At 72.2% G+C, this 13069-nt stretch carries 11 protein-coding genes; 8 read left to right on the top strand and 3 right to left on the bottom strand.

The genetic code is table 11. The annotated features are described in order from the left end of the window. Nucleotides 1-42: 42 nt before the first annotated feature. The 3 genes from ACFC51_RS17700 (at nt 43) to thrS (ending at nt 3970) form a co-directional block, all read left to right on the top strand. A complete protein-coding gene (locus tag ACFC51_RS17700) occupies nt 43-642 on the top strand; it encodes a DUF4365 domain-containing protein (RefSeq protein WP_376373543.1) in 600 nt (199 codons plus the stop codon). Beyond that, on the top strand, nt 642-1892 hold the full coding sequence (locus ACFC51_RS17705) for a hypothetical protein (RefSeq protein WP_376529504.1): 1251 nt from the start codon (nt 642-644) through the stop codon (nt 1890-1892). Before ACFC51_RS17700 ends, ACFC51_RS17705 begins: the two co-directional genes overlap by 1 nt. 101 nt (nt 1893-1993) lie before the next feature. After that, the gene (thrS, locus tag ACFC51_RS17710) at nt 1994-3970 is read left to right on the top strand and encodes a threonine--tRNA ligase (RefSeq protein ID WP_376373539.1); all 1977 of its coding nucleotides are present in this window, start codon (nt 1994-1996) and stop codon (nt 3968-3970) included. Nucleotides 3971-3997: 27 nt separating this feature from the next. On the opposite strand, the gene ACFC51_RS17715 is transcribed toward thrS, so the two are convergent. Continuing rightward, nucleotides 3998-4675 (bottom strand): potassium channel family protein, encoded by a 678-nt coding sequence (locus ACFC51_RS17715; RefSeq protein WP_376373536.1) that lies wholly within the window; start codon nt 4673-4675, stop codon nt 3998-4000. Between the two features lie 66 nt (nt 4676-4741). Between ACFC51_RS17715 and ACFC51_RS17720 the strand changes: the two genes are divergently transcribed. After that, nucleotides 4742-5314, top strand: coding sequence for an HIT domain-containing protein (locus ACFC51_RS17720; RefSeq protein ID WP_376373534.1), 573 nt, complete (start codon nt 4742-4744; stop codon nt 5312-5314). A gap of 24 nt (nt 5315-5338) precedes the next feature. On the opposite strand, the gene ACFC51_RS17725 is transcribed toward ACFC51_RS17720, so the two are convergent. Both ACFC51_RS17725 and ACFC51_RS17730 read right to left on the bottom strand, forming a co-directional pair. Further along, nucleotides 5339-7009: a hypothetical protein gene (locus ACFC51_RS17725; protein ID WP_376373601.1), complete on the bottom strand. Its 1671-nt coding sequence runs from the start codon at nt 7007-7009 to the stop codon at nt 5339-5341. A 156-nt stretch (nt 7010-7165) separates the two neighbouring features. Further along, nucleotides 7166-9391 (bottom strand): elongation factor G-like protein EF-G2, encoded by a 2226-nt coding sequence (locus tag ACFC51_RS17730; RefSeq protein WP_376373531.1) that lies wholly within the window; start codon nt 9389-9391, stop codon nt 7166-7168. Nucleotides 9392-9668: 277 nt separating this feature from the next. Here ACFC51_RS17730 and pgsA point away from each other — a divergent pair, with 277 nt between their 5' ends. From pgsA to ACFC51_RS17750, 4 genes are read left to right on the top strand one after another with little or no spacing between them, the layout of a single operon-like run. Further along, a complete protein-coding gene (pgsA, locus tag ACFC51_RS17735) occupies nt 9669-10334 on the top strand; it encodes a phosphatidylinositol phosphate synthase (RefSeq protein WP_376373598.1) in 666 nt (221 codons plus the stop codon). Next, the gene (locus ACFC51_RS17740; protein ID WP_376529506.1) at nt 10331-11254 is read left to right on the top strand and encodes a phosphatidylinositol mannoside acyltransferase; all 924 of its coding nucleotides are present in this window, start codon (nt 10331-10333) and stop codon (nt 11252-11254) included. Before pgsA ends, ACFC51_RS17740 begins: the two co-directional genes overlap by 4 nt. Further along, nucleotides 11251-12411, top strand: coding sequence for a glycosyltransferase family 4 protein (locus tag ACFC51_RS17745; protein ID WP_376529509.1), 1161 nt, complete (start codon nt 11251-11253; stop codon nt 12409-12411). The genes ACFC51_RS17740 and ACFC51_RS17745 overlap by 4 nt, the downstream gene beginning before the upstream one ends. Before the next feature lie 52 nt (nt 12412-12463). Next, nucleotides 12464-13009: a hypothetical protein gene (locus ACFC51_RS17750; protein ID WP_376373523.1), complete on the top strand. Its 546-nt coding sequence runs from the start codon at nt 12464-12466 to the stop codon at nt 13007-13009. Nucleotides 13010-13069: the final 60 nt, after the last annotated feature.

A 13069-nucleotide genomic window follows, 5' to 3' on the forward strand; every position in this document is an offset into this window, starting at 1 on the left:
AGACCGGGCAACCGGTCGGCACAGCCCGGAAGGCACGGAGCCATGGCGCTCGCGCAGCCGAACCCAGGGAGTCCCGCCCGCACCGAGGACCACGGGGGAAGGCCGCCGCAGCAGCGGAGCACCTCACCTCTGCGCGGCACACTCGCGACCACCGCCTGCATGGAGACCCTCCAGGTGGGACACCTCCACGCGGTGGCCGCCGCGGCGGGCTGCTCGCTCTCGCAGCCCTTTCCCGACAACGGCATCGACTGGCACGTCAGCCACGGTGCCCCCGACCACACCGTCGACGACGAGGTGACCATCAAGGTGCAGCTCAAGTGCACCTACCAGATCCCCCCGCACCCGCCCGGAGCCGCGTTCTCCTTCACCCTCGACAACGCCCATCTGGTGAAGCTCGCGCGCACACCCGTGTCGGTGCACAAGATCCTGGTCGTGATGCTCGTGCCCCGCAGCCAGGACGACTGGCTGCGGGCCGGCCACGACAGCCTGGACCTGCGGCACTGCTGCTACTGGACGAACCTGGCCGGCCACCCCGTGACGGGCCGGAACCGGACCACCGTACGCATCCCGACCTCGCGGATCTTCGACGACCGCGCGCTCTGCGACATCATGGCCCGGGTCGGGTCGGGAGGGAGACCCTGATGCACCGGTCGACGGACGAGCCCACCGGAGGAACGGTCCCGGCGGGCAGCCGCGCACACCCGTACACCGACGGCCCCGATCCCGGCCGGACACCCGACCCCGCACGCGTCGACCCCGCCGTCCTCGGGACGCTGCTCCGGCGGCACGGCTGGCACCGGCGCGGAGGCGCGCGGGGCCGCTACAGCCGCTGGGTCCCGCCCGGTCCCGCCGCGGGCGGCACCAGCCTGCTCGTACCGGACACCGCCGACTTCCCCGACAGCGAGGACCTGCTCGCCGAGGCCCTCACCGCGCTCGCCCGCAGCGCCGCCCCCTCGGCCCGCGACATCCTCGTCGCCCTCACCGTGCCCAGCGACGAGATCCACTGGTGGCGTGACGTCCCCGAAGGAGCCGCGGGAGCGGTGGGGGCCGCCGACTGGACGGACACGGACCAGTTGCGCACGGCCGCCCGGCAGATCCTGCTCGCCGGAGCCCTCGCCGTACGCGGCCGGGCCGGCTACCACGGTGCCCGCCACCGGCGGAAGGCCCGGAGCGCCCTGGACGGCACGCTCGTCGGACCCGCCGCCGACGGCCGGGCCCTCACCGCGTTCGTCCCCGTCACCACGGGCCGCGCCGTGGCCGTCCAGCTCTACGCGGCGCTCCACGCGGCCCGGGAGGCCGTGGACTACCAGCGCGCCACCGGCGGGATGGAGGCGTTCGACGCCGCGGTCGCGGCCGGCGTCAGCCGGGAACTGACCGAGGCGGTCGTCGCCCTCGTCCGGGGGACGGAGGGCACCAGGATCACGCTGGCCTGGGCTCCCGCCGCCGGCGCCCCGCCGGGCTGCCCGGCCGGCCCCGAACCGGTCGAGTTCTCGCCGGGCGACCTGCCCGCCCTGCGGCTGGCCGGAGTGCGCTACCTCCAGGACGAACCCGCCGTCGCCGTACGGATCACGGGTGCCGTCGTACGGCTGCGCCGCTCCGGCCCCCGGGGCTCCGGCGTCGTACGGCTGCGGGTCCTGGCGGGGGCGGAGGTCGCGCACGTGCGGATCGAGCTCGACGAGGAGGCCTACCGGATCGCCGGCCACGCCCACCTGGTCGGACTCCCGCTGCGCGTGGAGGGCAGGCTGGAGAACCGGGGAGGCTTCCGGAGGCTCACCGGAGCCTCACAGGTGGCACCCGTCCAGGTCGACGAGGCCGAGCGCGACCGGCTGATGAAGGCGCTCCAGGAGAACGTCGACTTCTTCGAGGAGGCGTGCACGGGGGACGAGGAGTAGCCGGCCCGGTATCCCTTTCGCGTCGGAGCCCCCCGGCTCGGTACGATTCCTCTTGCGCGCGCAAGAGGAAAGCGACGCACCCCCTCAGTCAGGAGAGACCGGTGTCAGACGTCCGTGTGATCATCCAACGCGATTCCGAGCGGGAAGAGCACGTGGTGACGACGGGCACGACGGCCGCGGAGCTCTTCCCCGGGCAGCGCACCGTCGTCGCCGCGCGGATCGCCGGGGAGCTGAAGGACCTCGCGTACGAGCTCAAGGACGGCGAGACCGTCGAGCCCGTCGAGATCTCCTCCGAGGACGGCCTGAACATCCTGCGGCACTCCACCGCGCACGTGATGGCGCAGGCGGTGCAGGAGCTCTTCCCCGAGGCCAAGCTGGGCATCGGCCCGCCGGTCAAGGACGGCTTCTACTACGACTTCGACGTCGAGAAGCCGTTCACGCCCGAGGACCTCAAGGCCATCGAGAAGAAGATGCAGGAGATCCAGAAGCGGGGTCAGCGGTTCTCCCGCCGGGTCGTCTCCGACGAGGCCGCCCGCGAGGAGCTCGCCGACGAGCCGTACAAGCTGGAGCTCATCGGCATCAAGGGCTCCGCCTCCACGGACGACGGCGCGGACGTCGAGGTGGGCGGCGGCGAGCTGACCATCTACGACAACCTGGACCCCAAGACCGGCGACCTGTGCTGGAAGGACCTCTGCCGGGGCCCGCACCTGCCCACCACCCGGTTCATCCCCGCGTTCAAGCTGATGCGGAACGCGGCGGCGTACTGGCGGGGCAGCGAGAAGAACCCGATGCTCCAGCGCATCTACGGCACCGCGTGGCCCACCAAGGACGAGCTCAAGGCGCACCTGGAGTTCCTCGAGGAGGCCGCCAAGCGCGACCACCGCCGCCTCGGCAACGAGCTGGACCTGTTCTCCTTCCCTGACGAGATCGGCCCCGGCCTCGCGGTCTTCCACCCCAAGGGCGGCATCGTCCGCCGGGCCATGGAGGACTACTCGCGCCGCCGCCACGAGGAGGAGGGCTACGAGTTCGTCTACTCGCCGCACGCCACCAAGGGCAAGCTCTTCGAGAAGTCCGGCCACCTCGACTGGTACGCCGACGGCATGTACCCCCCCATGCAGCTCGACGACGGGGTGGACTACTACCTCAAGCCGATGAACTGCCCCATGCACAACCTGATCTTCGACGCGCGCGGCCGCTCCTACCGTGAACTCCCGCTGCGCCTCTTCGAGTTCGGCACGGTCTACCGGTACGAGAAGTCCGGTGTCGTCCACGGGCTGACCCGCTCGCGCGGCTTCACCCAGGACGACGCGCACATCTACTGCACCAAGGAGCAGATGGCGGAGGAGCTCGACCGGACGCTCACCTTCGTCCTGAACCTCCTGCGCGACTACGGGCTGACCGACTTCTACCTGGAGCTCTCGACCAAGGACCCGGAGAAGTACGTCGGGTCGGACGAGACCTGGGAGGAGGCCACCGAGACGCTGCGCCAGGTCGCCGAGAAGCAGGGCCTCCCGCTGGTCCCGGACCCGGGCGGCGCCGCGTTCTACGGCCCGAAGATCTCCGTGCAGTGCAAGGACGCCATCGGCCGGACCTGGCAGATGTCGACCGTGCAGCTGGACTTCAACCTGCCGGAGCGCTTCGACCTGGAGTACACCGGCCCGGACGGGTCCAAGCAGCGCCCCGTCATGATCCACCGCGCCCTGTTCGGCTCCATCGAGCGCTTCTTCGCGGTACTGCTGGAGCACTACGCGGGCGCGTTCCCGGTCTGGCTCGCCCCGGTCCAGGCGGTCGGCATCCCGATCGGCGACACCCACATCCCCTACCTCCAGGAGTTCGCCGCCGAGGCGCGCAGGAAGGGGCTGCGGGTCGAGGTGGACGCCTCCTCGGACCGGATGCAGAAGAAGATCAGGAACCACCAGAAGGCCAAGGTGCCCTTCATGATCATCGTCGGTGACGACGACATGAACGCGGGCACGGTGTCCTTCCGCCACCGCGACGGCTCGCAGGAGAACGGCATCCCGCGCGACGAGGCGATCGCCAAGCTCCTCGACGTGGTGGAGCGCCGCGTACAGGTCTGATCCGTACGGCAGGAGGCCCCCGGGGAGCTACGCGCTCCCCGGGGGCTTCTTCTCGTCCTCCCGCTGGAAGACCTCCACCAGCCACGAGGAGAACGAGCCCGTCACCGCTCCCAGCAGCGCCAGCCCGCAGGCCATCATGAACGACGCGATCACCCGGCCGACCGCCGTCACCGGCACGGCGTCGCCGTACCCCACCGTCGTGAGCGTCGCGCACGCCCACCACACCGCGTCACCGAACGTACGGATCGAGGCTCCGGGAGCCCCGCGCTCCTGGTAGTACACCGCGAGGGCGGAGGAGAAGCCCAGCAGCCCGGCGGTCAGGCCCGCGTACGCCATGACCCGTGCGTACAGGCTCAGCCTCGGCTTGTCGGTGTGCTTCTGGACGGCCGTGTAGACCTTGACCATCCGCAGCGGGCGCAGCAGCGGCAGGAGGAGGACCACCGTGTCCAGCCAGTGGCTGTGGACGAACCGGACGCCCAGGCCGCTGAGCCGCAGGCGTACGGCGTAGTCCACGGCGAAGAGCAGCCAGGTGGCCGCGACCAGGGCGAGGGCGATGTCGCGCCAGGGCTGGGAGCCGACCGGGAAGAGGACGCGGGCCGCGTATCCGGCGAGGAAGACCAGCCCCGCGACGAAGAGCGGCACCTCGGTGCGCTGCTCCCATTCCTCGAGCCGGTCGGGGGCGGGGGCTGCGGGGCGGTCGCTCATGGCGCCAGCATCGCGGTGCGCGGACGAGGTCGGCCCCGGCGACACGCGCGGCGGGAGCGACGCAATATGCTGACGGGCATGACGAGTGAGCCGGAACAGCAGATCGGAGTGGGGACGCCCGACGCGTTCCAGCGCCTGTGGACGCCCCACCGGATGGCCTACATCCAGGGTGAGAGCAAGCCGAGCGGCCCGGGAGCGGGCGACGGCTGTCCGTTCTGCGAGATCCCGTCGAAGTCGGACGAGGACGGGCTCATCGTCGCCAGGGGCGAGCGGGTCTACGCCGTGCTCAACCTCTACCCGTACAACGGCGGCCACCTGATGGTGGTGCCGTACCGGCACGTGGCCGACTACACCGGGCTGGACGGTCCGGAGACCGTGGAGCTGGCCGACTTCACCAAGCGGGCCATGGTCGCGCTGCGGGCCGCCTCCGGGGCGCACGGCTTCAACATCGGGATGAACCAGGGGGCGGAGGCGGGCGCCGGCATCGCCGCCCACCTCCACCAGCACGTGGTGCCCCGCTGGGGCGGGGACACCAACTTCATGCCGGTCGTCGGACACACGAAGGTGCTCCCGCAGCTGCTGGGGGACACCCGGACGATGCTGGCCCGCGCCTGGCCGGCCGAGCTGCCGTCGGCCTGAGCGGGTTCACGCCCCGGGCGGGGGTCAGGCGTCGTAGACGTCGGCCTTCCTCGGGGCGGCGTCCTGGACCATGCCGCTGAGGATCGAGGAGCGGGTGTCGAAGCGGTCGGTGGCGACGCCGTGCTCCGTCAGGACCCGCTTGGCGGCGGAGTGCACCACGCGCAGCACCGGGGTGGCCGCGCGCATGGCGTCGTCGGCCATGAAGCGGTGCCCCCACGGCTTGGCCGCCCAGGCGTGGCGCAGGCCGAACGGCTCGGGCAGGACGATCTTTCCGCCCAGGTAGTCGAGCAGCGGGGGATACCAGGTCAACGGGGCCCGAAGGGCGAGCCGGACGACCTCGCTCGCCTTGATGAGGGGAAGCGCCACCTTTCGCGTCTCCCAGAACCTGACGGCCTTCTTGACCGTCTTGGTCGGCGCCTCCGGCTTGCTGAGGAAGAGCCCGTGGACGGGCCCGAGCGCGTGCCCGGTGACCTCGATCCTCAGGGTCTCGTGGAGCACGGTGACGGTGATCAGCATGGTGATCACCAGCTGGCCGTCCCAGAGGGTGAACTGGACACCCAGGTAGTGCCGGTCGCCGCTGCCGAACTGCTGGTGGTTGCAGATGCGCTGTATCTCGTGGGGCTTGACCTGGAAGGTGGCGACGTCCTCGCCGGCGGGGCGCGACACGGAGTCCGCGTTCTCCCCGATGGGGGAGACGATCCAGTGCTTGACGGACGGCGTGGGGAATCCGCCGGTGTTCAGCGGGCCGCGCTCCAGCAGCTTCAGCTGGTCGTGGATGGCCCGCACGACGTCCCAGCTGCGGAACTGATGGATCTCCTTGGCGGGGTCCGCGGGGGTGAGCTCCTCGGCGAGGTGCCAGCCGCCCCACCGGGTCCCCATCCCCAGGATGCCCTTGGGACCTGCGTAGAAGACGGCGTTGGACTGCTGCTCGGCGGCGAGCTTCTCCAGACTCTGGCGCAGGGCCTCGCGCGCGGTCTCGTTGGGGCTCTTGGGTGCGGCCTCGGGGATCTTCGCGATCACGCCGGCGCCGGAGAGGAGCCCCTCCCAGCGGGCCCGCAGGTCGCGTACGGAGGTCTCCGCGATCCGCTTGGCGAGCAGCCAGCCGATCACCGGGGCGATCGCCGCGGCGCGCAGGTAGAGAGCCGGGAGACCGGTCAGCGGCATGGCGATCAGGAACACCGCGGCGAGGCCGCCGAGCACGACGAGCAGGAGGCCGCCGAGGGCCTGGAAGAACTTGTCCGTGGACTTGTTGAGGGAGTCGCGCAGCCGGAAGGCGAGGACCCAGAAGAGCATCCCGGGCAGGAAGAGGACGCCGAAGAGCACGGTGACCAGGGTGAGCTTCTTGTCACGGGCCTTGCGCAGACCGCTCGCGGAGAGGCAGTGCTCGACGACGGTCTGCGGGTCGGTGCCGAAGGACTGGATGAGCGCGGCGCGGTCGCCGCCGAGCATGCGCTCCTGGACGGCCCTGGAGAACGCCTCACCGAGATTCGGCTTGAAGTAGTCGGACTTGAACAGCTTCGACTCGCCCGGTTTCACCTGGGACTTGTGCCACTCGCTGTTGGCCTTGAGGATCTCCGTCACATCGCTGTCGCGGTACGCGGCGGAGGCGAGGGCGTTGGTCGCCACCGCCTGCGCCCCCGCACCCTGGAGCGGGATCTGCGCTCCGGGAGAGAAATCGAATCCGTCGTTGGCCACTGTCGCCCCCACTCGCCCGCACGGTCTGCTCCTGCGGCTGTTCCCAACTACCGTACGTCGCACACCTTCTGAGCTGGGCCCACAGCGTATCGCCCGGGCCGGTCGCCCGCCCGCGGATCGGGCCGGGAGCGGACGGAAGGGGTCATATCCAGTCAGCTAGCTCACCTTTGTGCTGTTTTCCTGCGCTTCGCGGACGCGGTCGGCGAGGTGGGGAGGCATCGGCTCGTGCCGGGCGTACGCCCGGTCGAACCGCCCGGTCCCGTGCGTCAGGGAGCGGAGGTCGACGGTGTACCTGCCGAGCTCGGCCTCGGGCACCTCGGCGCGGACCAGCGTGCGTTCACCGGTCGACTGTTCGGTTCCGACGACTCTGCCGCGCCGGCCCGCGAGGTCGCTCATGACCGCACCCACGTAGTCGTCGGGGACCAGCACACCGATCCGGGCGACGGGCTCGAGGAGTTCCACGCGGGTGTCCGCCGCCGCCTCCCGCAGCGCCAGTGCGCCCGCGGTCTGGAAGGCGGCGTCGGAGGAGTCGACCGAGTGGGACTTCCCGTCGAGCAGGGTCACGCGCACGTCGACGAGCGGGTTCCCGGCCGCGAGACCGCGGGCCGCCTGGGCGCGGACGCCCTTCTCCACGGACGGGACGAACTGCCTCGGCACCGAGCCGCCGACCACCTTGTCGACGAACTCGATGCCCGCGCCGGACGGCAGCGGCTCCACCTCGATCTCGCAGACGGCGTACTGGCCGTGGCCGCCGGACTGCTTGACGTGGCGGCCGTGTCCCACGGCCCGGGAGGCGAACGTCTCCCGCAGCGGGACGCGGTGGGGCTCGGCGTCGACCTGGACGCCGTACCTGCTGCGCAGGCGCTCCAGGGCCACCTCCGTGTGCGCCTCGCCCATGCACCACAGGACGACCTGGTGGGTGTCCTGGTTCTGCTCCAGCCGCATGGTGGGATCCTCGGCGGCCAGACGTGCCAGCCCCTGGGACAGCCTGTCCTCGTCCGCCTTGCCGTGGGCGCGGACCGCCAGCGGGAGCAGCGGGTCGGGCATGGCCCAGGGCTCCATGAGCAGGGGGCCGCCGTCGTGGGAGACCGTGTCGCCGGTCTCCGCCCCGCCCAGCTTGGAGACGCAGGCCAGGTCTCCGGCGACGCACCGGTCCAGCGGGCGCTGCTGTCCGCCGAAGGGCGAGGAGAGGGCGCCGACGCGCACGTCGGACCCGTGGCCGGGGCGGGCCTCCCCGCCGGGCGGGGTGAGGCCGTGGCCGTACACGTGCACGGTGTCGTCGGGGCGCAGCGTGCCGGAGAAGACACGGACGAGGGAGACCCGGCCCACGTAGGGGTCGGACGAGGTCTTGACGACCTCGGCGACCAAGGGCGCCTGCGGATCGCAGACGGGGGCGGGGCGCGGGGTGCCGTCCGGAGCGGTGACGGCGGGCGGCGCGTGTTCCGCGGGGGAGGGGAAGCCGCGGGTGATCAGGTCGAGGAGCTCCACGGTGCCGACGCCCTGCCGCGCGCCCCCGGCGGCCGGTGCGGCCGTGAGCACGGGGTGGAAGGATCCACGTGCCACGGCACGCTCCAGGTCGCCGACGAGCGTCGTGAGGCCGATCTCGCCGCCGCCGAGGTAGCGGTCCATGAGGGTCTCGTCCTCGCTCTCGGCGATGATCCCCTCGATGAGGCGGTCACGTGCCCGCCGGAGCGGTTCCCGCCGGCCCCCGGAGGGCGGCGTCTCCCGGCGTTCCCCCGACGAGTGGTCCACCACCCGCCGGGTGAGGAGCTCGGTCAGCCCGGTGAGCGGGGCATGCCCGTCCGGCCCCTCGGGCCCCTGGACCGGGAGGTGGAGCGGGAGCACGGCGTCGGGGTCGCCGTTCCCGAAGATCCGGCCGCAGACCCGCGTCATCTCCTCGAAGGACGTGCGCGCGGTGTCCAGATGGGTCACGACGACGGCCCGCGGCATCCCGACGGCCGCGCACTCCTCCCATGCCGCGCGGGCCGTCCCCGCCACGGCCTCCGCCTCCTGGGCGGCCGAGACGACGAAAAGGGCCGCGTCCGCCGCGCGCAGACCGGCCCTGAGCTCCCCGACGAAGTCGGGGTGGCCGGGCGTGTCCAGCAGGTTGATCCGGTGGCCGTCCCACTCGACGGGGACCAGCGAGAGCTGTACGGAACGCCGTCGGCGCTGTTCGATCTCGTCGTGGTCGGAGACCGTCGTGCCGTCCTCGACCCGGCCGGCCCGGTTCAGCGCTCCGGCCGTCAGCGCGAGCGCCTCGACCAGCGTGGTCTTGCCCGCGCCGCTGTGGCCGACCAGCACCACGTTCCGTACGGAAGCGGGCCCGTCGGCCGCCGGCGCCCTGCCGGCGGCTCCGGTGTGCGTATGTGTCCTGTCACCCATGATGCGTGCCTCCCGATCGGTGGCGTGGTGCCGCAAGAGCTGGGAGCGGATGCACGGGCGGGAGGAGAGCCGTCGCGGCGGTCCCGTCGACGCCCGCGGTCATTCGAGCTTTTCACCCGTGCCGGACGCCGTCCATCCGTCGCGTGCGGCGAGGCGTGACTTCCCGGACACGGGTCGGGACGGGGTGCCCGGCCGATACCGGGCACGGCTGGTGACTACGATGGGCCAGCCGGTGGCCGAAGGGGCCGCGCGGCGCCCACCGAACCTCGGGAAGGCCATGCTGAACAAGTACGCGCGTGCATTTTTTACGCGTGTCCTCACACCGTTCGCCGCTCTGCTGCTCCGTCTCGGGGTCAGCCCCGACGCGGTCACCCTCGTCGGCACGGCCGGAGTGATGGCAGGTGCGCTGGTCTTCTTCCCGATGGGGGAGTTCTTCTGGGGCACGATCGTGATCACGGTCTTCGTCTTCTCGGACCTGGTCGACGGCAACATGGCCCGCCAGGCCGGGATCTCCAGCCGGTGGGGCGCGTTCCTGGACTCGACGCTCGACCGGGTCGCGGACGGGGCGATCTTCGCCGGGTTCGCGCTCTGGTACGCGGGCAGCGGTGACGACGACGTCCTCTGCGCGGTAGCGATCTTCTGCCTGGCCAGCGGCCAGGTCGTCTCGTACACCAAGGCGCGCGGCGAGTCGATCGGCCTGCCGGTCGCGGTGAACGGGCTGGTGGAGCGCGCCGAACGGCTCGTGATCTCGCTGGTCGCCGCCGGCCTCGCCGGACTGCACGGCTTCGGGGTGCCCGGCATCCAGGTCCTGCTGCCGATCGCGCTGTGGATCGTCGCCGCCGGAAGCCTCGTCACGCTCGTCCAGCGGGTGGTGACCGTGCGCAGGGAGTCGGCCGAGGCCGACGCCGCCGCGGCGGCCCGGGGGAGCGAGGCCGCGCAGTGAGCGGCACCGCATCCGACCTCAGGGAACGGCTGACCGACGGGCTCTACGGCCTCGGCTGGGGCGCGGTCAAGAAGCTTCCCGAGCCGGCCGCCGCCGCGCTCTTCCGCACCCTGGCCGACCAGGTGTGGAAGCGGCGGGGGAAGTCGGTGCTGCGCCTGGAGTCGAACCTCGCACGGGTGGTGCCGGACGCGGACGCGGCGAAGCTCGCCGAACTGTCGAAGGCCGGCATGCGCTCGTACATGCGGTACTGGATGGAGTCCTTCCGGCTGCCGACCTGGAGCCCGGAGCGGATCAAGGCCTCCATCGACGTCCGCGACGCCCACCGGCTCACCGAGGGGCTCGACGCGGGCCAGGGAGTCATCCTCGCGCTGCCGCACCTGGGGAACTGGGACCTGGCGGGCGCATGGGTCACCACCGACCTGAAGGTGCCGTTCACGACGGTCGCCGAGCGGCTCAAGCCGGAGACCCTGTACGACCGCTTCGTCGCCTACCGCCAGGGCCTGGGCATGGAGGTCCTGCCGCACAACGGGGGCGCCGCCTTCGGCACGCTGGCCCGGCGGCTGCGCTCGGGCGGGCTCGTCTGCCTCGTCGCCGACCGCGACCTGTCGGCCTCCGGCGTCGAGGTCGACTTCTTCGGCGACACCGCGCGGATGCCCGCCGGACCCGCGCTGCTGGCCCAGCAGACCGGCGCGCTGCTGCTGCCCGTCACCCTCTGGTACGACGGCACCCCGGTCATGCAGGCACGGGTCCATCCGCCCGTCGCCGTACCGGAGTCGGGCGACCGCAACGGGAGGACGACCTCCATGACCCAGGCGCTGGCCGACGCCTTCGCCGGCGGGATCGCCGAGCATCCGGAGGACTGGCACATGCTGCAACGGCTCTGGATCTCCGATCTGGAACCCCAGGGAGAAGCCCCGTGAAGATCGGCATCGTCTGCCCGTACTCCTGGGACGTGCCGGGCGGGGTGCAGTTCCACATCCGAGACCTGGCCGAGCACCTGATCCGCCTCGGCCACGACGTCTCCGTGCTCGCGCCCGCCGACGACGAGACACCGCTCCCGCCGTACGTCGTGTCCGCGGGCCGGGCCGTGCCCGTCCCGTACAACGGCTCGGTGGCCCGGCTGAACTTCGGATTCCTCTCCGCCGCACGGGTCCGGCGCTGGCTCAACGACGGCACGTTCGACGTCATCCACATCCATGAGCCCACCTCGCCCTCCCTGGGGCTGCTCACCTGCTGGGCGGCGCAGGGCCCGATCGTGGCCACCTTCCACACGTCCAACCCCCGCTCCCGGGCCATGATCGCGGCGTACCCGATCCTCCAGCCGGCGCTGGAGAAGATCAGCGCGCGCATCGCGGTCAGCGAGTACGCCCGCCGGACGCTGGTCGAGCACCTCGGCGGGGACGCCGTGGTCATCCCCAACGGCGTCGACGTGGACTTCTTCGCGCGTGCCGAGCCGAAGGCCGAGTGGCAGGGCGGCACGCTCGGCTTCATAGGGCGCATCGACGAACCCCGCAAGGGACTGCCCGTCCTGATGAAGGCGCTCCCCGCGATCCTCGCCGCCCGGCCCGGGACCAGGCTGCTCGTGGCCGGACGCGGTGACGAGGAGGAGGCGGTCGCCTCCCTGCCCGAGGAGATGCGCGAGCGCGTCGAGTTCCTCGGCATGGTGAGCGACGAGGACAAGGCACGGCTGCTGCGCAGCGTCGACGTGTACGTCGCGCCCAACACCGGCGGCGAGAGCTTCGGCATCATCCTGGTCGAGGCGCTCTCGGCGGGGGCTCCGGTCCTCGCCAGCGATCTGGACGCGTTCGCGCAGGTGCTCGACCAGGGCGCCGCCGGCGACCTGTTCGCCAACGAGGATGCCGACGCGCTGGCCGCTGCCGCGATCCGGCTGCTCGGCGACCCGGAGCGGCGCGAAGGACTCCGGGAGCGGGGCAGCGCCCATGTGCGCCGCTTCGACTGGACGACGGTCGGCGCGGACATCCTGGCCGTGTACGAGACGGTCACGGACGGGGCCGCGGCCGTGGACACCGACGAACGCACCGGGCTGCGCGCGCGCTTCGGCCTCGCCAGGGACTGACGGCCGCACCGGCGGGTCCGGGTGGGGCCCGCCGACGGTAGCCTTGCCGCCCGTGATCGAAATCCTCATCTGGACCGCCGTCGCGCTGTTCGCGATCGGCCTGTACCTCAGCTGGACGGCCGGGCGGCTCGACCGGCTCCACGCCCGTATCGACGCGGCCCGTGCGGCGCTGGACGCACAGCTGCTGCGCCGTGCCTCGGTCACCCAGGAGCTGGCCACGTCCGGTGTCCTCGACCCCGCCGCGTCGATCGTGCTGTACGAGGCGGCGCACGCGGCACGCCAGGCCGAGGAGGAGCAGCGCGAGGTCGCCGAGAGCGAGCTGAGCACCGCCCTGCGGGCCGTGTTCGGCGAGCCGGCGCAGGTCGACGCGGTGAAGGAGTTCCCGGGCGGCGAGGACGCGGCCAGGGAGCTGGCCGCCGCCGTACGCCGCGTACCGATGGCGCGCCGCTTCCACAACGACGCCGTGCGTGCCGCACGCGCGCTGCGCCGGCACCGGACCGTCCGGCTGTTCCGGCTCGCGGGGCACGCCCCGTTCCCGCTGGCGTTCGAGATGGACGACGCGCCCCCGGTCGCCCTGGCGGACCGTCCCGGCAGCTGAGACCGGGCCCGGGGGAGGGGTGCCGGCGCCCCGCCGGCGTACGGAACGATCCACGCGGTA

It is taken from the genome of Streptomyces sp. NPDC055962 (assembly GCF_042270185.1).
Classification (GTDB): Bacteria; Actinomycetota; Actinomycetes; order Streptomycetales; family Streptomycetaceae; genus Streptomyces.